Origin of the sequence: Diaphorobacter ruginosibacter (assembly GCF_014395975.1) — a bacterium.
Lineage (GTDB): Bacteria > Pseudomonadota > Gammaproteobacteria > Burkholderiales > Burkholderiaceae_C > Diaphorobacter_A > Diaphorobacter_A ruginosibacter.
On record NZ_CP060714.1, the window covers coordinates 964637 to 987231 of the forward strand.

21 protein-coding genes and 1 pseudogene are annotated in these 22595 nt (G+C 63.6%); 15 read left to right on the plus strand and 7 right to left on the minus strand.

What is annotated here, in order from left to right:
• Positions 1-325: 325 nt before the first annotated feature.
• On the plus strand, positions 326-973 hold the full coding sequence (locus H9K76_RS04355) for a DUF47 domain-containing protein (RefSeq protein ID WP_187598349.1): 648 nt from the start codon (positions 326-328) through the stop codon (positions 971-973).
• A 49-nt stretch (positions 974-1022) separates the two neighbouring features.
• The gene (locus tag H9K76_RS04360; RefSeq protein WP_187598350.1) at positions 1023-2033 is read left to right on the plus strand and encodes an inorganic phosphate transporter; all 1011 of its coding nucleotides are present in this window, start codon (positions 1023-1025) and stop codon (positions 2031-2033) included.
• A 154-nt stretch (positions 2034-2187) separates the two neighbouring features.
• Here the strand turns inward: H9K76_RS04360 and H9K76_RS04365 are convergent, their stop codons facing one another.
• On the minus strand, positions 2188-2634 hold the full coding sequence (locus tag H9K76_RS04365; protein WP_187598351.1) for a TM2 domain-containing protein: 447 nt from the start codon (positions 2632-2634) through the stop codon (positions 2188-2190).
• A 29-nt stretch (positions 2635-2663) separates the two neighbouring features.
• Positions 2664-3191, minus strand: coding sequence for a GNAT family N-acetyltransferase (locus H9K76_RS04370; protein WP_187598352.1), 528 nt, complete (start codon positions 3189-3191; stop codon positions 2664-2666).
• Positions 3192-3335: 144 nt separating this feature from the next.
• Here H9K76_RS04370 and rpsP point away from each other — a divergent pair, with 144 nt between their 5' ends.
• From rpsP to H9K76_RS04415, 9 genes are all read left to right on the plus strand, one after another.
• Positions 3336-3587 carry a 30S ribosomal protein S16 gene (gene rpsP, locus H9K76_RS04375; protein ID WP_187600452.1) on the plus strand — a complete coding sequence of 84 codons (252 nt, stop codon included), beginning with the start codon at positions 3336-3338 and terminating at the stop codon, positions 3585-3587.
• 90 nt (positions 3588-3677) lie between these two features.
• Positions 3678-4256, plus strand: a complete 579-nt coding sequence (gene rimM / locus H9K76_RS04380) for a ribosome maturation factor RimM (RefSeq protein ID WP_187598353.1) — start codon at positions 3678-3680, stop codon at positions 4254-4256.
• 32 nt (positions 4257-4288) lie between these two features.
• The gene (gene trmD, locus H9K76_RS04385; protein ID WP_187598354.1) at positions 4289-5056 is read left to right on the plus strand and encodes a tRNA (guanosine(37)-N1)-methyltransferase TrmD; all 768 of its coding nucleotides are present in this window, start codon (positions 4289-4291) and stop codon (positions 5054-5056) included.
• A 146-nt stretch (positions 5057-5202) separates the two neighbouring features.
• Positions 5203-5583, plus strand: coding sequence for a 50S ribosomal protein L19 (rplS, locus tag H9K76_RS04390; RefSeq protein WP_187598355.1), 381 nt, complete (start codon positions 5203-5205; stop codon positions 5581-5583).
• 160 nt (positions 5584-5743) lie between these two features.
• Entirely contained in the window at positions 5744-6475 is a 732-nt protein-coding gene (locus H9K76_RS04395) for a CoA pyrophosphatase (RefSeq protein ID WP_187598356.1), read from the plus strand.
• Positions 6476-6582: 107 nt separating this feature from the next.
• Positions 6583-7572 carry a CobD/CbiB family protein gene (locus H9K76_RS04400; RefSeq protein WP_187598357.1) on the plus strand — a complete coding sequence of 330 codons (990 nt, stop codon included), beginning with the start codon at positions 6583-6585 and terminating at the stop codon, positions 7570-7572.
• Positions 7573-7769: 197 nt separating this feature from the next.
• Positions 7770-8483 carry a response regulator transcription factor gene (locus H9K76_RS04405; RefSeq protein ID WP_187598358.1) on the plus strand — a complete coding sequence of 238 codons (714 nt, stop codon included), beginning with the start codon at positions 7770-7772 and terminating at the stop codon, positions 8481-8483.
• Between the two features lie 469 nt (positions 8484-8952).
• A complete protein-coding gene (locus H9K76_RS04410; protein ID WP_187598359.1) occupies positions 8953-11298 on the plus strand; it encodes an IPTL-CTERM sorting domain-containing protein in 2346 nt (781 codons plus the stop codon).
• 141 nt (positions 11299-11439) lie between these two features.
• Positions 11440-13554 carry a sensor histidine kinase gene (locus tag H9K76_RS04415; RefSeq protein WP_187598360.1) on the plus strand — a complete coding sequence of 705 codons (2115 nt, stop codon included), beginning with the start codon at positions 11440-11442 and terminating at the stop codon, positions 13552-13554.
• Here the strand turns inward: H9K76_RS04415 and rsgA are convergent.
• The 3 genes and pseudogenes from rsgA to H9K76_RS04430 form a co-directional block, all read right to left on the minus strand.
• Positions 13532-14502, minus strand: a pseudogene (gene rsgA / locus H9K76_RS04420) (ribosome small subunit-dependent GTPase A). The gene H9K76_RS04415 and the pseudogene rsgA sit on opposite strands and share 23 nt — an antisense overlap.
• A complete protein-coding gene (locus H9K76_RS04425) occupies positions 14499-14852 on the minus strand; it encodes a 4a-hydroxytetrahydrobiopterin dehydratase (RefSeq protein WP_187598361.1) in 354 nt (117 codons plus the stop codon). The pseudogene rsgA and the gene H9K76_RS04425 overlap by 4 nt, the downstream one beginning before the upstream one ends.
• Positions 14849-16216 (minus strand): M48 family metallopeptidase, encoded by a 1368-nt coding sequence (locus tag H9K76_RS04430; protein WP_187598362.1) that lies wholly within the window; start codon positions 16214-16216, stop codon positions 14849-14851. Before H9K76_RS04430 ends, H9K76_RS04425 begins: the two co-directional genes overlap by 4 nt.
• On the opposite strand from H9K76_RS04430, the gene orn reads away from it, so the two are divergent.
• Together orn and H9K76_RS04440 are read left to right on the plus strand one after the other, a co-directional pair.
• On the plus strand, positions 16215-16793 hold the full coding sequence (gene orn, locus H9K76_RS04435; RefSeq protein ID WP_187598363.1) for an oligoribonuclease: 579 nt from the start codon (positions 16215-16217) through the stop codon (positions 16791-16793). The genes H9K76_RS04430 and orn overlap by 2 nt on opposite strands.
• 381 nt (positions 16794-17174) lie before the next feature.
• Positions 17175-19298 (plus strand): DEAD/DEAH box helicase, encoded by a 2124-nt coding sequence (locus H9K76_RS04440; RefSeq protein WP_187598364.1) that lies wholly within the window; start codon positions 17175-17177, stop codon positions 19296-19298.
• A gap of 175 nt (positions 19299-19473) precedes the next feature.
• On the opposite strand, the gene H9K76_RS04445 is transcribed toward H9K76_RS04440, so the two are convergent.
• Both H9K76_RS04445 and H9K76_RS04450 read right to left on the minus strand, forming a co-directional pair.
• Positions 19474-20709, minus strand: coding sequence for a multidrug effflux MFS transporter (locus H9K76_RS04445; RefSeq protein WP_187598365.1), 1236 nt, complete (start codon positions 20707-20709; stop codon positions 19474-19476).
• A 60-nt stretch (positions 20710-20769) separates the two neighbouring features.
• Complete coding sequence (locus H9K76_RS04450; protein ID WP_187600453.1) at positions 20770-21249, minus strand: copper chaperone PCu(A)C; 480 nt, start codon at positions 21247-21249, stop codon at positions 20770-20772.
• On the opposite strand from H9K76_RS04450, the gene H9K76_RS04455 reads away from it, so the two are divergent.
• Together H9K76_RS04455 and H9K76_RS04460 are read left to right on the plus strand one after the other, a co-directional pair.
• Positions 21248-21511, plus strand: a complete 264-nt coding sequence (locus tag H9K76_RS04455) for a hypothetical protein (RefSeq protein ID WP_187598366.1) — start codon at positions 21248-21250, stop codon at positions 21509-21511. The two genes, H9K76_RS04450 and H9K76_RS04455, sit on opposite strands and share 2 nt — an antisense overlap.
• 168 nt (positions 21512-21679) lie before the next feature.
• Positions 21680-22477: an amino acid ABC transporter substrate-binding protein gene (locus H9K76_RS04460; RefSeq protein WP_187598367.1), complete on the plus strand. Its 798-nt coding sequence runs from the start codon at positions 21680-21682 to the stop codon at positions 22475-22477.
• Positions 22478-22595 lie beyond the last annotated feature (118 nt).

A 22595-nucleotide genomic window follows, 5' to 3' on the forward strand; every position in this document is an offset into this window, starting at 1 on the left:
GAACCGCAGAAAAAATCGAGCCCGCCGTCTTCCATGTCCGAATGCCATGTGCGTGCGAGCGGCAGCCATTCTCTGTGAGGACTTCGTGACGAATTTGCGACGCAAGGTCACATCATTGATTACTTTCCCGTACGGATTCGGATCGTTTTCCCGTGCGGCCTCGGGCCCGTTTCGCATGAGTATGTAACTACTGGTATGCAGGGATTTTGGAGCGCCTCCCACCGGCGCCCTCATGGTGGCGGTTAAACTTCGCGCTTTCACAAAGATGTCACCGGGTTGTCATAGAGGCTCGGTCCCGTCCCCGGTTTGCCTCCCAGGAGTTCCCATGTTGTTTGGAAAGCTGTTGCCCCAAGAGGGCAATTTTTTCGAGATGTTCAACCAGCATGCGGAGCGCATCGTCGAAGCCGCCCACGCGTTCTCCCAATTGGTGGCCAACTACAACGACCCCCATCTGCGTGAAAAGTACAACCAGGATGTCGATAACGCCGAGCGCGCGGCCGACCGCGTGACGCACGAGGTCAACCGCGCTCTGCACAAGACCTTCATCACCCCGATCGACCGCGAGCAGATCCATTCGCTGATCAACACCATGGACGACGTGGCCGACCTGATCCAGGACTCCGCGGAAACCATGTCGCTGTATGACATCCGCCACATGACGGAGGAAATCAGTCGCCTGACCGACCTGAGCCTCAAGTGCTGTGAGCGCGTGCGGGATGCGGTGAAGCTGCTTTCCCGCATCGCCGACGCGTCCGTGGCGGAAGCCGCGCTCAAGACCTGCGAGGAAATCGACCGCCTGGAAGGCGATGCCGACCGCGTGATGCGCAGCGCCATGAGCAAGCTGTTCCGCGAGGAGCCCGATGTGCGTGAAGTCATCAAGCTCAAGGCCATCTACGAGTTGCTGGAGACGATCACCGACAAGTGCGAGGACGTGGCCAACCTGATCGAGGGCGTGATCCTCGAGAACTCCTGATCCGGGCGCACACGCAACAGCCGGCTTCCGGCATCAACTGCTCATCAGCATGGAAACAGTACAAACAGCCCTGTGGGTCGTGATTATCCTGGTGGCCCTCGCCCTGATATTCGACTTCATGAACGGCTTTCATGACGCGGCGAACTCCATCGCCACCGTGGTGTCCACGGGCGTGCTCAAGCCGACGCAGGCCGTGGTCTTCGCGGCATTCTTCAACGTCGTTGCCGTCTTCGTCTTCCACCTGAGCGTGGCGGCCACGGTGGGCAAGGGCATCGTCCAGCCCGGGGTGGTCGACACCCATGTGGTGTTCGGAGCCCTGGTGGGGGCGATCACCTGGAACGTGATCACCTGGTACTACGGCATTCCCAGCAGCTCCTCGCATGCGCTGATCGGCGGCATCGTCGGCTCGGTGATGGCGAAGTCCGGCGCGGGCGCGCTGGTGGCGGGCGGCATCCTGAAGACCGTGGCGTTCATCTTCATCTCGCCGCTGCTGGGCTTTCTGCTCGGCTCGATCATGATGGTGATTGTTGCCTGGACCTTCCGCCGCATGCGCCCGAGCCGCATCGACAAGTGGTTCCGGCGCCTCCAGCTCGTCTCGGCGGGCGCCTACAGCCTGGGCCACGGCGGCAACGATGCACAGAAGACCATCGGCATCATCTGGCTGCTGCTGATCGCCACGGGCTACTCGGCGTCGACCGATGCCGCGCCACCGACCTGGGTCATCATCTGCTGCTATGCGGCGATCGGCCTGGGCACGATGTTTGGCGGATGGCGCATCGTCAAGACCATGGGCCAGAAGATCACCAAGCTCAAGCCCGTGGGCGGCTTTTGTGCGGAAAGCGGCGGGGCGCTGACACTGTTCCTGGCCACCTGGCTGGGCGTGCCGGTTTCCACCACGCACACCATCACCGGCGCGATCGTCGGCGTAGGCTCCACGCAGCGCGCCAGCGCCGTGCGCTGGGGCGTGGCGGGCAACATCGTGTGGGCCTGGATTCTCACGATCCCCGCCAGCGCATTCGTGGCCGCCATTGCCTACTGGATCAGCCTGCAGCTGTACTAATTCCCGCTGGTTCATGAGAAAAGCGCCGGGGCTCGTATGAGTCCGGCGCTTTTTGTATTGTGGGGCTTGGGTTGGGTTGTTCGTTCGGAGGCGCCGATACAGGGCTTGATCCTTCGTTGCACCTCCTTGCCTACCAGGAAGTCCCCAAAGAGCGCTACTGGGAAATCTTGCGAGCTTCCTCGATCTGGTATTCGAAATAGCGCTGGAAGCTGAAGGCAAAACTGGCCATCAGCACCGCAGTGCCAATCATCAGTGCCAATCCGATGGCGAAGATCGTGCCCCAGTGCGTGCGTCCCGGAGGGGCGTCGCTGGCTGCCTGCGGGTTGAAGCGGGCATTCCATTTCTCGGGCGTCGTCAGGCCGTAGAGGATGGCGCGCAGCGCGCAGGCCGCAAAGGTGAACCCGAGAAGCGGCACCAGCACCCAGCTGTAGTGGTCGTCCTGTCCGAACTCCAGCACGCGCTGGATTCCGTACACCCCGAGCGCGGTGGGGATGGGCAGCAGCCAGCCCAGCGTGTCGAACAGGCCATACAGGTAGAAGCGGTGCAGCCCGAGCGGGCCGCCGAGAAAGGCCAGCCAGGCGGCGACGGTCTTGCTTTTCATGATTGATCGATCTTCATTGCGGGCGGACTTCATTCGGGCGAGGTGCTGTCCCCAGCTCCTAGAGGCTTGTCCATGAGGACAATATCCAGCCATTTCCCGAACTTCCAACCTGCGGAACGAAGAACTCCCGCATCGGAAAAGCCCGCCGCGCGGTGAACGCCGATGGAGCCGGTGTTGCCCGAGTCCCCGATCACCGCCAGCATCCGGCGGATGCCGGCCTGCTGTGCTGCCACGCACAGGGCGTCAAGCAGTTGCCTCCCCACGCCCTGGCCACGCGCCGAGTCGGCCACGTAGATCGAGTCTTCGGCGGAGAAGCGGTAGGCCGGGCGCTGCTTGAACCAGGTGCAATAGGCGTAGCCCAGGATCTCGCGGGTCTGTGGATGCTCGGCCACCAGATAGGGCAGTCCCTTGGCCAGAACGTCGGCGCGACGCTGCGTCATCTCGGCCTGGTCGGGGGGATCGACCTCGAAGGAGCCGGTGCCGTGGAGGACATGGTGTCGGTAGATGGCGGTGATGGCAGCAAGGTCATCTTCGCTGCTTGCACGAATGTTGAGCATCTTTTTCTGATTGTTGGCTATAATTGCGGACTTTGCTGCGTGTCGCTGGCCGGGTGGCTAAGTCGCGTGTCTCAAACGCAGCAGGAAAAACCTTGGCAGTCACCATTTTTTGAGGTGCCTGCTTTTCCACCCGAAGGATTCATTATGGTCGTTATTCGACTTGCTCGCGGCGGTTCCAAGCACCGTCCTTTCTTCAACATCGTTGTGGCTGACAAGCGCGTTCGTCGCGATGGTCGCTTCATCGAGCGTCTGGGCTTTTACAACCCGTCCGCCAAGGACGGCGAGGAAGGCCTGCGCATTGCCCAGGATCGTCTGACCTACTGGAAGAGCGTTGGCGCACAAGCCTCGCCTACCGTGGATCGCCTGATCAAGCAAGGCGCCAAGGCTGCTGCCTAAGCTTCCAAAGCTCGGAAAAGCGGATTTCGTTGGGTTTCCGGCGAAGTCCGCTTTTTTGTTTTTGCCCTGTTCTCCAACATTTTTTCCCGTATGCCCGCCGAACTCCCTGTCTTGCAGTCCGCCACCCTCCCGTCCGATGCCGTCGAAGTAGGCCGCATCGGTGAGGCCTGGGGGATCAAGGGATGGTTCAAGATCGTGCCCTACAGCGCCGATCCCGAGGCGCTGCTGGGCGGTGGCAACTGGTATCTGCAGCCGTCGGAGAAGGGGGCGAAGAGCTTCTTCTCGGGCACCGTGCTGCTTTCCGTGAAGCAGGCTCGCGAGCATTCGGATTCGATCGTCGCAACGGCCGAGGAGATTCCCGACCGCAATGGCGCCGAGGCACTGCGCGGGGCACGCATCTTCATTTCGCGTGCCGATTTCCCCAAGGCGGCCGACGACGAGTATTACTGGGTCGACCTGATCGGCCTCGATGTGCTCAACCGCGAGGGCGTGTCCCTGGGGGTGGTGAAGGATCTGATGTCCACCGGCCCGCAGACGACGCTGGTGCTGTCGCAGGAGGTGTCCGGTGACAAGCCCGTCGAGCGCATGATCCCGTTCGTCTCGGCCTTCGTGGACAAGGTCGATATCGAGGGGCGCCGGATCACGGTCGACTGGCAGCCCGACTATTGATGGGTTCTTGAGAGGTGGATGGTTCCCCGGCCATGCGATTCGACGTCATCACGCTGTTTCCCGAACTGTTCTCGCCCTTTCTCGAAAGCGGCGTGACGCGCCGTGCCTACCAGAGCGGACAGGTCGAGGTGCGCCTGTGGAATCCGCGCGATCATGCCGAAGGCAATTACCGGCGCGTGGATGACCGACCCTTCGGAGGGGGCCCGGGCATGGTGATGATGGCCGAGCCGCTGTCGCGCTGCCTTGCCGCCATCCGCGCGGACCGGGCGGAAGCCGCCGACGCCGAGGCCCCGCTGGTGCTGTTTTCGCCCATTGGCGAGCGGCTGAACCATGGCGCTGTCGAGTGCTGGTCGGCCAGCTCGGGGGCCATTCTGTTGTGCGGGCGCTACGAAGGGGTGGATCAGCGCTTCATCGACGCCTTTGTCACCGCACAGATCAGCATGGGCGACTTTGTGCTCTCCGGTGGCGAGATTCCTGCCATGGCGCTGCTCGATGCCGTGGCGCGGCTGCAGCCCGGGGTGCTGAACGACGAGGGCAGCCATCAGCTCGACAGCTTCAACCCCGCCCTCGATGGGCTGCTGGACAGCCCCCATTACACGCGCCCTGAGGAATGGAACGGCCGCGCCGTACCCGCGGAACTGCTCTCGGGACACCATGCGCAGATCGAGCGCTGGCGGCGTGAACAGAGCCTGAGGATCACGGCTGCGCACCGCCCCGAACTGCTGGAGTCCGCCCGCGAGAAGGGAGCGCTGTCGAAGGCCGACGAGGCGCTCTTGGCGAAATTGCCCAAGTTGTTATAATGAAAGGCTTTTCGATCCTCTGGCCGGCCGCTCTTCAAGCCTGAAAGGTACGCAAACCTGGATTTGCGCACCCGCTTTGAGCCACCAAGATGCCAATCCGGGCATCCAGCCAATTTTGGCGCGGACATGATCGTTTGGAAGAAATCATGAATCTGATTCAGACTCTCGAGCAGGAAGAAATCGCTCGCTTGAACAAGACCATCCCTGAGTTCGCACCTGGTGACACTGTCATCGTGAGCGTGAACGTGGTGGAAGGTAACCGCAAGCGCGTGCAGGCCTACGAAGGCGTGGTGATCGCCAAGCGCAACCGTGGCCTGAACAGCGGCTTCACCGTGCGCAAGATCTCGAGCGGCGAAGGTGTGGAGCGTACGTTCCAGACCTACTCCCCCCTGATCGCCGGCATCGAAGTGAAGCGCCGTGGTGACGTGCGTCGTGCCAAGCTGTACTACCTGCGTGAGCGCAGCGGCAAGTCGGCACGTATCAAGGAAAAGCTGCCTTCCCGCGTCAAGGCCGTCGAAGCAGCGTAATCCAACGCCGTTTCAGCGAGTCTCGCGAAAAGCCGCTACAGTGCTTCTGGCCTGTAGCGGCTTTTTCTTTGCCTTCTTCTTTCCCTTGGGGGAGCCGGTGCAGGCCGTTCGCAGTTCCATTGCTATCCCTCGTCCTTCCTCTGCCGTGAATCCTTCCGCCATGTCCGTTGCCTCCCTCCAGGCCCCATCGTCGGGTGCGGAGCCCAAGGAGTTGCAGCTCTCCAGCGTTCCGAATTTCGACCCGCGGCTGGCACCGATGCTGGGGGTGGACGACCACCTGCCTGCCATTCCCGAAGGGCTGCTCACACCCGAGGCGCTGCGTACGCGATTCGCCAAGCCGCCGCTCTGGACGCCGGACGTGATGCGCGACCGTGGCGTGATCGACCGCGAGCCGGCGAATGCCTCGGTGCTGATCCCCATCGTCATGCGCGAGAAGCCCACGGTTTTGCTCACTCAGCGCACCGTCAAGCTTGCCAAGCATTCGGGGCAGATCGCCTTTCCGGGCGGCAAGGCCGATCCGGGCGATGGCGGCCCTGATGGCACGGCGCTGCGCGAGACCCATGAGGAAGTGGGTATCGAGCGCCAGTTCATCGAGGTGCTGGGCCAGCTCAACACCTATGTCACGGTCACCGCGTTCAACGTGACGCCCGTCGTGGCGCTGGTGCATGAGGGTTTCACGCTGCGCCCGAGCCCCGACGAAGTGGCGGACGTGTTCGAGGTGCCGCTCGACTTCCTCATGGACCCGCGCCATCACCAGCGTCATTTCCTCGAATGGCAGGGCCTGCGGCGCGAGTGGTACGCGATGCCGTATCAGGATGGCGCCACGCAGCGCTACATCTGGGGGGCGACGGCGGGCATGCTGCGCAATTTCTACCGCTTCCTGTCGGCCTGACACTCCTGCACCTGCTGGCGAGGCCGCTCCAGCGCTCCTCGGTGACGACGAGCTGACACAGGCATTCCCCATACTGTCGGATACACCTGAACAGTATGATTACTCCCATGAGTTTTTTCGCCATCTTGTTTGCCTTGCTGATCGAACAGGCCCGACCGTTGTCGCGCAGCGATCCGATCCACGCGGGGCCACGTGCCTGGGCTCTGTCGGTGAGCCGCAACTTCGATACGGGGACCCCGGGACACGGCTGGGTGGCATGGGGCATCGCCGTGCTCGTGCCATCCGTCATTGCCTTCGGTGTGCACTGGGCCCTGGTGCATTTCATCGGGTGGCCGGTGGCACTGCTGTGGAATGTGGCCGTGCTGTACTTCACGCTGGGCTTCCGGCAATTCAGCTATCACTTTACAGGCATCCGCGATGCGCTCGAAGATGGCGATGCGGATCGTGCCCGTGCGCGCCTTGCTGAATGGAAGCAGGTGGAGGTGGGTGAATTGCCGCGCAGCGAGGTGGTTCGCCACGTCATCGAATACTGCGTGATTGCCGCGCATCGCCATGTGTTCGGCGTGCTCGCATGGTTCTCCGTGCTCGCGGCCCTGGGCCTGGGTCCGACCGGTGCCGTGCTGTATCGCATGGCCGAGTTCGTCGCACGCTACTGGTCGCCGCGCAGCCGCGCCGTGTCCACGCATCCGGCCAGCGCCTCGTTGCAGCATGCGGCGTCGAAGGCATGGATGGTGATCGACTGGCTTCCCGCGCGCCTGACCGCGATGAGCTTCGCGGTGGTCGGCAGCTTCGAGGAGGCGATCGACGGCTGGCGCTTTCATGCGCAGCGTTTTCCCAATGACAACGACGGCGTGATCCTGGCGGCCACCTCGGGCGCGATCAATGTGCGCCTTGGCGGCGAGGCGCTGCGCCTCAAGTCCGACGTGCAGCCTGCGCAGGGCTGGGAGACCGATCCGCAGCTCGATGACAGCGCCAGCACCCCGGGACGCGAACCCGAAGTGGCCCACCTGCGCAGTGTCGTGGGTCTCGTGTGGCGTTCGGTGGTGGTGTGGATGCTGCTGCTGGCGCTGCTGTCATTCGCTCGCCTGCTGGGCTGAGAACCTCAACCCGCTCCGGGAGACCGGGCAAGGGCGAAACGTCCCTTTGTGATCCGTCGAGAAAAGCCGTGAATCGCGGGCGGCGGTTCACGGTTTCTTACGTTTTGCAAACAAATGTAACCTAAGGCCCGCAAAAGACGTTTCCTGCGCCGACGCCCCTTGTATCCGATTGAATTTCTCTTATGCTTCGGGCCGCTATGTCTTCGGTCCATTCCGCTTTCACGCCCACTGTCGCAGTCGTCGAGGACGATGACGACATCCGCGCCAACGTCTGTACTTTCCTGCAGAAGTCCGGCATGAAGGCCTGGGGTGTCGACTGCGCGGAACAGTTCTACGTGGCACTGCTCCAGCAGAAGGCGGATCTGGTCGTCGTCGATCTGGGCTTGCCCGGAGAAGACGGGCTGCATCTGATCCGGCGCCTGGCGGGGCAGAGCACGCCGGTGATCGCCTTGACCGGCCGTGGCGATTCCCAAAGCCGGATAGAGGGGCTCAATGCCGGAGCCCTGCAGTATTTCGTCAAGCCAGTGGACCTCCGCGAACTGGTGGCGGGGATCCGTTCGCAACTGCGGCATGTCATGCAACGCGCGGCACCCCAGCCCACAGCCGAAGCGCCGAAGGTGGGGACCACCTGGCGCCTGGACCGTATCGCGTCCCAGCTGATTTCTCCCGCGCAGCAGTCCGTGCGGCTGACCGGCGGCGAATTTGAGCTGATGCACTACCTCATGTCCGCGGGTGGCGGCATCGTGAACAAGCTGGAGCTGGTGAGAGTGCTGGGCTATGCCGACGTGGAGGATGGGCTGCACAGCATTGCGTCCCACCTTGCGCGCATGCGCCGAAAGACGCTCGTGGAGACCGGCTCGGCGTTGCCTGTGCGTGCAGTGTTCGGCAAAGGCCTTGCGTTCGTGCATTGACGCGTTCGGGGCCCACTCTCGCCCTTCTCCCTATCTTCTCCTTCTCTTCTCGTTTCTTTCTCCTTCCGCGAGGCGGCGTGGTCCGGCCTCGCACGGAATGACGTTGCGTTCTCAATAGCTACAGCAAATCATGATGACTGTCTGATTGCAATAAATATCAGACCTGTGAGTTTTGGTGATGTTTGGTATATGGCATCGGAAAAGTCCGAAACAGATAATTTTTCCTATCAACGAGCATTGATAGACAAGTAGAAAAAGCGCGTTCGGGACCTGTGGCACAGCGGCGCCATGCCGCATGACCGTGCCCCTTGCGCAGCATCGCGGCGGCCTGTCATGGCCCGCCCGGAAATTCCTTCCTTGCTCCATCGAGACCGTGATTTTTCATGCGAGGCCGAGGCCCTGCAGGGCGGAGCCTTGCCCGTCGATTTTGCAAATAGAGCGCGATGCGCCCTTCAAACCGAGGAGAGATATGTTCGGAAACTTGTTCTTCGCACGCGGCGGGCATGCCGCACGCCGCAACTGGATGCGTCATTCGCGTCTCATGCTGGCACTGAGCGCGGGTGGCCTGATGCTGGCCTCCGCCGCACGAGCCGATTTCGTCAACGGCAACTTCGATGCGACACCGGCATTCGACGGATGGACTCATGCAGGCCATACCATTCCCAAAGTCATTCCGACCTTTCCTCCGTTGACCCTGTCGGATCTGGGACTGAGCTCGGCAGAGGTACCAGCGAACGACAAGTCGGCGGTGCTGTCCGCCGGCAACGATGTCACGACGGGCGGGCAACTGACCTGGAGCGATCCGGTGGCGCGCGTGCACACGTCGGACAATGGCAGTGGTCGTGGAAACAAGGCCAGCTCGATCTCGCAGCAGATCACGATTGCCGCGGGCGACGTCGATGTGGACGGCAAGGTGCACATCCGTTTCACGGCCGCTCCGGTGCTTGACGAGCCCGGTCATCCCGAGGAGGAGCAACCCTATTTCTTCATTGAAATCACGAAGGCGGATGGAACCTCGCTGTTCAGCACATTCAACTTCGCGAACCAGGCCGGTATTCCCTGGAAGAAAGAAGGCGACGTGACCTTCACGGATTGGCAGGCCTTCGACATCGCCCTCGATCCTGCGCAGGTCGCGGTCGGCGACCAGGTCAAGCTCACTGTGATCGCCGCGGGTTGCGGACAGTCAGGCCATACCGGTGCCGTGTACCTGAACAACATACGCACGACCAACACCGTGAGCGGCGCAAGCCTGTGGGTGACCGCCGAAGGGCCGGATGCCGTCAGGAAGCACACGAATCCGGATGGCTCGACCGACGTGACCTATACCTACACCTACCGCAACGACGGAAGCACGACGGTCGACAACGTCACGGTCACGCCATCGATGCCTCAGACCACGGAGACGACACCTGTCGACACGAGCCTGGTCTCCATCGGCAATCCCAGCACCAGCGGTGCCAGCTGCAATGGCACGGCGGGCAGCACGGGTGCGGCAAGCTGCACGATCGGCAGGCTGGCCCCGGGAGAGTCGGGAACCTTCACGATGACCGTCCGCGTGCCCGCAGGCACTGCGGCGGATTCGCTCAACAACGGCAGCTATCCGATTGCCGGCACCGCGGTGCCACCCTTGCTCGGGCCTCTGGTGAAGACGGCGCTTCTGGCCGACATGGTTCCCGATCTCGGCAACCTGCCAGCGACCGGACTGATCGGTCAATCCTATAGTGGCTCCTACTCATGCACCAACCAGGGCTCGACTTCTGCACTGTCTCCCACCTGCGATGTGAGCGGCCTTCCACAAGGCGTAGCCGTCGGCCAGTGCAAGCTCAATGTCTCGGGGGCTGTGAGCAACTGGAGCGCGGGCACTGCCGTGCCGCCCGCGGGCACGGTGACATGCCCCGTCAGCGGCACGATCACGGCGCCTTCGGGCCTCGTGCCGGAGGTGACGACGGGTGCTGGCAACGATGGCGACACGACCAACAACCAGACCTCGAAGAACGTGGACGTGGGCGGCCCCGACATGAAGATCGATCTGTCCGGACTGCCGAAGACAGTGGCTCTGAACAAGCCCTATGCGGGCAGCTTCACCTGCACGAATGTCGGAGTGCTCGATGCGGTCGCGGGCACGGTGTGTTCCGTGAGCGGGCTGCCTGCCGGTGTGACGCCGGGCCAATGCACGAGCGGCTCGCCAGCCAAGGCCTGGAGCGCGGGCGATCCTGTCGCCGCGGGTGTGGTCGTCACCTGTGAAGTGAGCGGCACGGTCACCTCGGAGTCTCCTGCGACGGTGCAAGGGGTGGCCGGCGTCACCAATGACGTGGACCCCTCCAACAACGTGGCGACACAGGCGCTTTCGCCGGTGCCCACCGCTCCGAATCTCGTGGTCGATCTGTCGGGCCTCCCCGGTACGGCCACCGTCGGCAAGGGCTACACCGGCAGCTTCACCTGCTCCAACACGGGGGATGCCGATGCGACGGGAAGCACCTCGTGCCTGGCAACAGGACTGCCCCCAGGAGTCACCCAGGGTGCTTGCAAGGTCAGCCCCGCCGGTGCCGCGTGGGTTCCGGGGGACGTGATCGCGCAGGCCGCCGTCGTGACGTGCGAAGTGAGCGGCACGCCCACGCAGGAAGGCGTGACAACTGCCGTCGGAACGACAGGCGCAGTCACGGCAACCAAGGACGTGACGGTGGGTGCGGCTGTCACACCGCCGGCACCCGGTAGTGCCACGCCCGTGCCGACGCTCTCGCAATGGGGGCAGGCGCTGATGGCCGTGCTGATGGCCGTTGCGGCGGTGTTCACGCTGCGCCGGCGCATGCGCTGAGGAACGCTCGCTGCCCATGGGGCAGCGACAAGGCCCGTGCATTGGCTGCATCGGGCCTTTTTGCGTTATCTCGTCAGGCAATACAATTTGTTTCAAATTGAATGCGATTGCAGGCAAGTCTTTTTCACCATTGCTCCTCCCATGAATGCGATTCGTTCTTCTGCGCCTGTGCGGCGTTCCTTCGTGGGGGCGTGGCTCAGGCGCCTCATCTTTCCGGTTTGGCTGCTGCTGTCGCTGGCCATCGTGGCGCTGACCATCCTGAGCCCTGCGTGGCTGCAGCCCTCGGGCAACGGGGTCGAGCTGGGCAGTGGCGTACCGATGCAGATGCTGGTCGATGGGGAAGGCAAGCTCGGAATCGAGGAGGTTGCGGCCTTGCCCGAGTCCGCGTTCCGGTTGCTGGACAGGCCGCTGAGCGAGGGCTACAGCAGCAGCGTCTATTGGCTGAAGGTGAACCCGGTCGCCCTGCCGGACGGAGCGGAGAAGGAAGGCGTGGCGCTCTGGTTGAGCATTCTTCCCAGCTATCTCGACGACGTGCGGCTCTACCAGCTTGACGGGGAGCAATGGCACCAGCGCCGCAGCGGCGATACGGTCGCGATGTCCGAGCGCATCGAGGTGCGGCAGCTGCTTTTCCCTCTGGCGGCAGGGGAACCGTTCGTGCTGCGCGTGCAGTCCACCAGTCCCGTCGCGATGGATGCGCGCGTGTGGCGCTCGGACGCGCTGCTCACGCAGTTCTCGCGCGTTGAATGGGCCTCCGGGGTGCACCAGGGCATCAACCTGATGCTGGTGCTGCTCATCATCGGCGCGGCGCTGGTGCTGCGCATGCGCAGCCTGGCAGCGCTGGCAACCGGGGCGGCCGCGGCGCTTGCGCACGGCTCGGCCGATCGCGGCTACTGGCAGGTATGGCTGCCGGCCGAGCTCGCCCATTGGGGCGATGTGGGCGTGAAGGTGGGCACGCTGGTGCTCCCGATCGCGATCGCGTGGCAATTCCGGGAACTGCTGACCATCGACACGCGCTGGAAGCGGACCGACAAGCTCCTGCTGGCGGTGGGCATCGCACCGCTGCTGTGTCTGCCCAGCATCGCACTGGGCACCTACCAGGACTGGGCATGGGTGGGCGTCATCGCGCCCTGGGCCCTGAGTGCGCTCTTTGCATTCGTTGCCTGGGGCAATCTGATCAAGGACGGCGCATCGACCGAAACACTGCTCATGGCGCTGCCGACCACGCTCTACGGCATCCTGGGGCTGTACGTCACGCTGGTGTACATGGGCGTGACGCCGCCTCCGCAGATCGAGACCAGCATCCTGTGGCAGCTTGAAATGCTGCTCATCAACATCCTGATCGCCGTGGCGGTGGGCGCGCGCCTCGTGCGCAGGTTCCGCGAGTCGATGGAGCACCAGAAGCAGCTGGTCGCATCGCTCGAGAAGTCGGAGCAGGCGCTGGAGGAACGGGTGCGCGTGCGCACCGAAGAGTTGCTGCAGGCACGCAATGCGATGCAGCACGCGTTGCACAGCGAGCGCGAGATGCGGCTGGAGCAGCGTCAGTTCTTCCACATGGTCAACCACGAGTTCCGAACGCCGCTTGCGGTGGTGGACAGCGCCGCCACCGAGCAGGAAGTGTTTCCCACCGTGGACAGCGAGGTGCTGGTGCAGCGCGCGGTGCAGATCCGCCGCGCATGCAGGCGGCTCACCGCGCTGGTGGACAACTGCCTGCTCAATGATCGCCTGGGCACCACGGCCTTCACTCCGCAGATGCAATGCGTGCCGCTCGAGGACCTGCTGGCGGATGCGGCACAGCTCGTGCAATGGTCGCGGCGGCACCGCCTGGCGCTCGATCTTTCGGAGGAGGTGTTCGAGTGGCGCTGCGATCCGACGCTGGTCTCCATCGCGCTCTCCAATCTGGTGGACAACGCCATCAAGTACGCGAAGTCGGGCCGTATCCTGATCGAGGCGTGCACCGACGGGCCGGGCCGGCTCGAACTGTCGGTGCATGATGAGGGTCCGGGCCTGCCACCCGACGAGGCCGAGCGCATTTTCGAGCGCCATGAGCGCGGCGATCATGCCGACCAGACCCAGGGATTCGGTTTGGGGCTGTGGGTGGCTAGGCGCATCGCGCGCCAGCATGGCGGCGACGTGACGGTGTCACCGTCGCCGTTGGGCGGCACGCGCTTCGTCCTGACGCTGGTGCAGGAGGCTCCTGCCGACGGTGCAAGGCAGGGCGAACCTGCGGGGCAACTCAATACCGAGGCGGCGCGCTGAGTTCCTCGAACAGTTCGCCGTAGATGCGGTAGCGGTTGGCGCTGATCGCATTGGCCTGCTTCTGGTCGTCCTCGGCATCGAGCACGACGCTGCGCACGCCGCATCCTGGTTCGTGCAGGTGCGTGCAGTTGTAGAACTTGCAATCGCCCGCGTGGGCGGCGATGTCGGGCATGCACTTCGCGAGATCGGTGGGCTGCAGATGGCGCAGGCCGAACTCCTGGAATCCGGGGAGTCGATGAGGGCGGTCTTGCGGGCCTCGTCGATCCAGTAGAGCGTGGTGGTGGTGGTGGTGTGCTTGCCGGAATTCAGCGCCTGCGAGATCTCGCCCGTCTGCGCCGCCGCACCGGGCACCAGCAGGTTCACCAGCGTGCTCTTGCCCACGCCCGATGGGCCGAGCACCAGCGTGGTCTTGCCTTCGAGGATCGGCATCAGCGCATGGTGGTCCACGGTGCCCGATTCGGTCAGCGACATCGGCAGCACACGGTAGTGGTGAGCGGTGTCCTGCTCGCCGCCCATGTGGCGATAGGGCCACAGACGCTCCCATGCGCGCGCGAACGGTTCGACCAGATCGCTCTTGTTCAGCGCGATGATCGGCGTGATGTGTTCGGCCTCGGCGGCGATCAGTGCACGCACGAGCTGGCTTTCCGAGAACACGGGCTCCGCCGCCAGCAGGATCAGCACCTGGTCGAGATTCGCGGCGAACGATTTGGTGCGGATCTCATCCTGCCGATAGAACAGGTTGCGGCGCTTCTCCACTTTCTCGATCGTGCCTTCCTCGCCCTGGCCGGGTGGGGCGGGGAGCCACAGCACCTGATCGCCAACCACGGCCTGGCTCTTCTTGCCGCGGGGGTGGCAGATGCGGCGCTCACCGTCGGGTGTCTCGACGACGCAGTGGCGGCCGTGGCTTCCAACCACCAGCCCCCTGTTGAGCTCGGGCCGTGCGCTCATGGCTGCGGCTGGGCCACCAGCGCATCGACGCGCTGGGCGCATTCGATGTCGGTGACGGAGATGCCGCTCACATCATGCGTGTTGAATCGCACCACGCAGCGGTTGTAGTGCACCGACAGGTCGGGATGGTGGTCCTCGGTGTGCGCGATGAAAGCCACCGCGTTCACGAACGCCATGGTCTCGAAATAGTTGGCGAAGTGAAAAGTCTTCTCGATGGCGACGCTCGCGCCATCACCATCGAGGCGCCAGCCCTGCAGGTCGACCAGCTTGGTCACCAGTTCGGTCGCGCTCAGGGCGCGGCGCGGGATGCGGGACCAGTCTTTCTTGGGGAGGGTGTTTGTCGTCGTCATGCTGCGCTCGTTGATGCGGAATAGGGAATGCGGGCCAGCCGCTCGGTGGCTGGCGGATGCGAATAGTAGAACTTCACGTACACCGGATCGGGCGTGAGCGTGGATGCGTTGTCCTCATGCAGCTTGAGCAGCGCCGAGGCCAGGTCGCCCCCCTGCGTCTGGGCCACGGCAAAGGCATCGGCCTCGAACTCGTGGCGCCGCGACACCTGCGCGAACAGCGGAGAAAGGAACACGCTGAAGATCGGTGCGGCCAGCATGAACAGCAGCAGTGCCAGCGCATCGTTGGGCGCCGAGCCTTCGACGCCCGGCATGCTGAAGTTGGGCACGACACCGAGGCCGGCGTAGAACCAGCCCTTGGTGGCAAGCCAGCCGAGCAGCGCGAAGCCGGCAAGGCTCATCACGAACATGCCGACGATGCGACGCGTGATGTGCCTGTGCTTGAAGTGCCCCAGTTCGTGTGCGAGCACGGCCTCCACCTCCTCGGGCGAAAGCTGCTTGAGGAGCGTGTCGTAGAACACCACGCGCTTGCCTGCGCCGAAGCCGGTGAAGTAGGCATTGGCATGGGCGCTGCGGCGGCTTCCGTCCATCACGAACAGACCCTTGGCGGCAAAGCCGCAGCGCTTCATCAATGCCGTGACGCGCGCAGCGAGCGACTCGTCGTCCAGAGGCTTGAATTGGTTGAAGAGGGGGGCGATGAAGAGCGGGTAGACCACCATCAGCACGAGGTTGAAGCCCATCCATACGCACCACGCCCACAGCCACCACATGCTCCCTGCCGCTCCCATGAGCCACAGGATGAGGGCCGCCAGTGGCAGGCCGATGGCCGTGCCGACCAGCGTGGACTTGAGCAGGTCGCTCAGCCACATTCCGCGTGTCATCTGGTTGAAGCCGAAGCGCTGCTCGATGACGAAGGTCTGGTAGTAGGAGAGCGGCAACTCGATCGCTCCGCTGATCAGTGCGAAACAGCCGAGCAGCGCCAGTTGTTGCCACATACCGCCTCCCAACTGATTGAGCAGCGCGTTGTTGAGCAGGTCGAGGCCGCCCAGCAGCGTCCAGCCAAGCACTGCGGCAGCGCTCCATGCCATCTCGAAAATGCCGAAGCGGGTCTTGGCCACGGTGTAGTCGGCGGCGCGCTGGTGCGCGGCCAAGGGGATGCGGCCGGCGAAGTCCTGCGGGACGGCATTGCGATGCTGGGCCACATGGCGGATCTGGCGGGTGGCCAGCCAGAGCCTAAGGGCCAGTCCGGCGAGCAGGAAGAGGGCGAACAGCGATGTCCAGAGCAGGGATGTTGACACTTTTCGAGGGGCGGAAAATTTTGCGGGTGCAAAACGCAAGTGTAGGTGATCGGCGACAATCCCCGCCATGTCTGAAATTGCTGCCCCGACTGTCCCCGAGCTCGCCAAATCCGACCAGAACCTGGTCTGGCTCGATTGCGAAATGACTGGCCTGAACCCCGATTCCGATCGCCTGCTGGAGATTGCCGTCGTCATCACCGGGCCGAACCTCGAGCCCCGCGTCGAGGGCCCGGTGCTGGTGCTGCACCAGTCCGATGCGCTGCTCGACGGCATGGACGCCTGGAACAAGGGGACGCATGGCCGCAGCGGCCTGATCGACAAGGTCAAGGCGTCGACACTGACCGAGGCGCAGGCCGAGGAGCAATTACTTGAGTTCATCAAGCGCTATGTGCCCAAGAGTGGCTCGCCCATGTGCGGCAACACCATCGGACAGGACCGCCGGTTCCTCGTGAAGTACATGCCCAAGCTCGAGGCCTATTTCCACTATCGCAATCTGGACGTGAGCACGCTCAAGGAACTGGCCAAGCGCTGGAAGCCCGAGGCATTCAATTCGTTCAAGAAGGCGCAGAAGCACACCGCGCTCGCCGATGTCATCGAGTCGATTGACGAACTGGCGCACTACCGGGCGACCTTCCTGTCGCTGTGATCCGGGACCTCCGATCGCCGGCGCCCTGGGATCGCTCCGGGGGCGCTGGAGAGGGTGTGTGCACATTTTGCGCAAATGGCTATTGCGGGAAAACCCGAGTCATGCCATAATCGCTGGCTTGCATGAATTGAGCGTTTGGCCGGTGGTCAAAAGACAAACCGGCGCTCCTGTTGTTTCGTTCGTGCACTTTGTACATCTCCCCTTCACTCCGGGTTCACGGCGTACGCGATGAGAGTCCTGCATGGACGCGCAGCGGATTCGCCACTGAAAAACACCCACCCGCCCAGCCTTTCTTGCTGGCGCAGGTTTTGTTGAATGGTTGATGTTTTTTTAACCGTTTGATGAAGCCTCCGCAGGTAACGCCTGCGGCTGCATATACACATGACTGACTCTCTGCACTCGCAGGGCGATTTCGCGCCTGCTCAATCCGCCTTGCCCGAAGAAAACATCGCTGCCGTCGAAACCGCGAACGAAGCGGCCGTGGCCGCCTTCTGCGCCGAGGAAGAACTCCTCGATGCGGCTCCCGAAGCCGAAGTTGAACAGGGCCCGAACCTGTTCGCCGAACTGGGCCTCGCACCCGAGCTGGTCCAGGCTGTTGCCGACCTGGGCTACACCAAGCCGACGACCGTCCAGGAGCGCGCCATCCCCTACGCGATGGAAGCCGACGGCGACAGCGATCGTTTCATCGACCTGATGGTCTCCAGCCAGACTGGCAGTGGCAAGACGGCCGCCTTCCTGCTGCCCGTGCTGCACACGCTGCTCAAGCAGCAGGATGAGCAATTCGCCCGCGAACGCGCCGAATACGATCGCCTGTGCGCCGAAGCCGCAGCCAAGGGTGAACCCGCCCCGAAGCGTACACGCCGCAAGGACCCGACCAATCCGCGCAACTTCAAGGCAGCCGTTCCCGGTGCCCTGATCCTGTGCCCGACGCGCGAACTGGCTCAGCAGGTTGCGCACGACGCGATCGACCTGGTCCGTCACTGCAAGGGCCTGCGCATCGCCAACGTGGTGGGCGGCATGCCCTACCAGCTGCAGATTGCCAAGCTGCAGAATGCCAACCTCGTGGTGGCAACGCCCGGCCGTCTGCTCGACCTGCAACGCTCCATGCAGATCAAGCTCGACCAGGTGCAGTTCCTCGTGGTCGATGAAGCCGACCGCATGCTCGACCTTGGCTTCGCGGACGACCTCGCCGAGATCAACCAGCTCACCAGCCAGCGCCGCCAGACCATGATGTTCAGCGCCACGTTTGCGCCGCGCATCCAGCAGCTCGCCATGCGCGTGATGCACGACAACGGCTCGTCGGTGAAGAAGATCCAGATCGACTCGCCGCAGGAGCAGCACGCCAACATCACGCAGACGCTGTTCTGGGCCGACAACGCACAGCACAAGCGCAAGCTGCTCGACCACTGGCTGCGTGACACCTCGATCAACCAGGCCGTAGTGTTCGCGAGCACGCAGATCGAATGCGATGGCCTTGCCAACGACCTGCAGCAGGACGGTTTCTCCGCCGTGGCGCTGCATGGCGCACTGAGCCAGGGCCTGCGCAACCGCCGATTGATGGCGCTGCGCAATGGCCAGGTGCAGATTCTGGTGGCGACCGACGTGGCGGCGCGTGGTATCGACGTGCCCACGATCACGCACGTGTTCAACTTCGGCCTGCCGATGAAGGCGGAGGACTACACCCACCGCATCGGCCGTACCGGTCGTGCTGGTCGCCAGGGCCTGGCCGTGACGTTCGCGGAATTCCGCGACCGCCGCCGCGTGTTCGATATCGAGGGCTACACCAAGCAGCGCTTCAAGCCGGAAGTGATCCCGGGTCTTGAGCCCCAGCAACGTGCTCCGCAGCCGGACTTCGGTGGCCGTGGCGGCCGCAACGGTGGTGGTGGCGGCAAGCGCCATGGCGGCGGTGGCCGCGGTGGTTTCGGCGGTGGCCGTGACTCCGAGGGCTATGGCCGCAAGCAGGGCTTTGGCGGCTTTGGCGGCGGTGACCGTGGTGGTGATCGCTCCGGTGATCGCGGCGGCTTTGGTGGCCAGCGCGAGCAGCGTTCCTTTGGTGGTGGTGATCGTGGCGAGCGTCACTTCGGTGATCGTGAACGTTCGTTCGGTGACCGTGGCGGTGATCGCAATTTCGGTGGCGACCGCGGCGGCCGTTTCGGCGGTGACCGTGGCGGCGAGCAGCGTAGCTTCGGCGGCGAACGCCGTGAAGGCGGCGGTGGTTTCGGCGGCGGCTCGCGTGGTGGCTTTGGTGCTCCGCGCGGCGAGCAGCGCTCCTTCGGAGGCGAACGTGGCGAACAGCGTTCGTTCGGTGGCGAGCGCGGTGAGCGCTCCTCCTTTGGTGGCGAGCGTTCCTCGTTTGGCGGTGGTCGTCGCGAAGGCGGCTTCGGCGGCGGCCGTGACGGCGGCCCGCGCGGTGGTTTCGGTGGCGACCGCAAGCCGGCCCATGCCCATGCGAAGTCCGGTGCCGGCGCCAAGCCCTATGCACCTCGCACCCGTACGCCACGCTGAGCGTTGTTGATGGATTCCCCGCAAGGGGAACACCAATGGAAAAGCCGGAGCGGATTGACCGCTCCGGCTTTTTTTGTTTTTCCCGGAAGACCGGGTCCTATGGGGCGCGTCAGCATTGTGGCGAACAGTTCATGCAGCGCGTGCGCTGCATAGGCTGCCGTTTGTGCTGTCCGTACTATGTTTGCCCGTGGGATGCTCGGCCGATTTCGGGCCAGCGGTGGTGCAGGTAGACCCAGGCAACCAACCCGATGCTCATCAATGCCAGCGAGGTGAGGGCCAGTCCCGTGGCCGAATGCATCACCAGCGGCGCGAGGGCGCCGGCGACGATGCCATTGGCTGTCGAGCCTACGAAGGCCTGCATGGACGATGCCATTCCCCGGCGGTGCGGGAACAGGTCCAGTACCAGCAGCGTCACGACCGGCACCATGAGCGCCCAGCCGAACGAGAAAATGGCGATCGGCAGCAGGGCCCAGGCGGGATGGGGCTCGAGGAACAGATTGAGCACGAGGTTCAGCGACGACATCGCGAGCATGATGACGAAGCCGTGGCGAATCTGCTTCTTGGGAGGAATCTTGCCCGCTAGGCGCCCGCTCATCCAGGCGCCGCCCATGATGCCGGAGATGCTGAGCAGGAAGAACCAGAAATACTGCGTGGGCTCAAGGTGCAGCAGGTCACCCAGGAATGCGGGGGCCGACAGCACATAGAGGAACATGCCGTTGAAAGGAACACCGCTGGCCAGGGCCAGCAGCAGAAAGCGCGGGCTGGTGCCGAGCTCCCAGTATCCGCGCAGCAGGTGGCCCACGTCGAAGGGCTGGCGGTCGGCCTTCGGCAGCGATTCGGGCAGCAGGCGGTAGTTGGCGATCCAGAGGAACACGCCCACGCCTGTCAGAAACCAGAACACGCTGGCCCAGCCCAGATAGACGGAGAAAAGTCCGCCCACCACCGGAGCGATCGCCGGTGCAATGCCGAAGAAGATGGTCACCTGGCTCATCATGCGCTGTGCTTCCGCGGGCGGAAACATGTCGCGGATCACGGCGCGGGAGACCACGATGCCGGCTCCTGCCGACAGCCCCTGCAGCGCTCGGAACAGCACGAGCTGTCCGATGGATTGAGAGAGCGCACAGCCTGCTGAGGCCAGCGTGTAGACCACGATGCCCCACAGCACGACGGGCCTGCGACCCAGGCTGTCGGAGAGCGAGCCGTGGAACAGCGTCATGAACGCGAATGCGAACAGATAGGCCGAGAGTGTCTGCTGCATCTGCACCGGCGTGGCATCCAGGGCACTCGCAATGGCAGGGAAAGCGGGCAGATAGGTGTCGATGGAGAACGGCCCGAGCATGCCGAGCAGCGCCAGCAGGATGGCCAGTGCCCAGCGTGGGGCGTTCCAGAGTTTCTCGGCTTGATGATGCATTGGGGAGATTGTCGGGCTTTCGTCGTCCTGGCGCCGCGCCCGACATGGATGGCCTTGGCCTCAGTGCTTCATGTGCTTGGAGTGATCCATTGCAGGTGCCGCTGCCGCATTGGCTGCACGCACCTGTGCCTGCACCTGCACGGTGGACTCCTTGCCGGCGGCGTCCTTGAATGTCAGCGTCATGGGAACCGTGCTGCCGGCGGTCATGGCTGCGGGCAGATCCATCAGCATGACGTGGTAGCCGCCCGGCTTGAGTTCGAGGGTTTCGCCTGCCTTGAGCGCAATGCCGTCGATTCCGCGCATCTTCATCACGCCGTCTTCCATCTTCATTTCATGCACTTCGGCAATCGGCGCTGCGGGAGTCGCGATGCCGACGAGGCGCGTGGCCTCGGTGGAGGTGATGCGCATGAAGGCGCCCGAGGCCTTTTGCTGCGCCACCGTGGCGCGGATCCAGGCGTCCTGAACGGTGACTTCGGCGTGGCTTGCCACACCCACGAGGGACAGCGAGGCAAGGAGGGCGGTGGTTGCAATCCGGCGCATGGACATGGTGATGGATTCCTTCAAGGGGTGGTGGATGGGGGAGCGCGTCGCGGTCGGCGGGCGGTCCTGTGAAAAGGACATTGTCCGCGAACTCGATTCCGAACGGCATTGGCGCGGCAAGACGGCACTGCGTCGCCCGTGCTGCGGCCTCATCGGTGATGCGCTGCGTCGTGCTCGTGCCTGCGATTGCTCATTTTTTAATAGCAAAAAAGGCTTGCCGAAAAAGGATTCTGCGCATGCAAATGTCCGCTCGCCCGAGTGAATCGGCGGCGTAATGTGTGCTTTTCAACCCAAGAGCCCCAAGGTCGGCGAAAATAAAGGGTTTTTCCTTCCTCGATGCTTCATCGTCAGTGGCGCTTCCTTTCGGAAGCTGGTGCTGCCGGGAGGCTTTGTTTTTTCCAACTTCTTCAATCATTCATTCATCAAGACCATGAAAAAGATCGCCGCAGTTGTGCTGCTCGCCTTGGGCGCAGCGCTGGTTGGTTGCAGCAAGAACGAAACTCCCTCCGCGCCCGCAGCGGCACCGGCACCCGCCGCTGTGACCAAGATCGTCGTGGGCCTGGATGACAACTTCCCTCCGATGGGCTTCCGCGATGAGAAGAACGAACTCGTGGGCTTTGACATCGACATGGCACGCGAAGCGGCCAAGCGCATGGGCGTCGAGGCGGAGTTCAAGCCGATCGACTGGAGCGCCAAGGAAGCCGAGCTCTCGGGCAAGCGCGTCGATGCGCTGTGGAATGGCCTGACCATCACCGAAGAGCGCAAGGAGAAGATCGGCTTCACCTCGCCCTACATGGAAAACCACCAGATCATCGTGGTGGCAGCCAAGTCCGCGATCAACAACAAGGCCGACATGGCCGGCAAGGTCGTGGGCGCACAGGAAGGCTCCTCCGCGGTTGACGCAGTGAAGAAGGAAGACGCTGTCTTCAAGTCGTTCAAGGAGTTCAAGACCTTCGGCGACAACGTGACCGCGCTGATGGACCTGTCCGCCGGCCGCCTCGAGGCTGTGGTGGTCGACGAAGTGGTGGGCCGCTACTATGTGGCCAAGAAGCCCGACGAGTACCGCGTGCTCGACGAGAACTTCGGCACCGAAGACTACGGTGTCGGCGTGCGCAAGGACGACACCGCCCTGCTCGAGAAGCTGAACAAGGCCATGGCCGACATGAAGGCCGACGGCACTTCCGCCAAGATCGCCACGCAGTGGTTCGGCAAGGACATCATCAAGTAAGCAACAAGTCCGGCGGCCCTTCATGAGGGGGCGCCGGGTTTTCTTCGTGACACCGCGGTGCTGGCTTCCCTTGCGCTGCGGTGTTCTCGCGTAAAGCGATGCGCGCCTTGCATCGCAG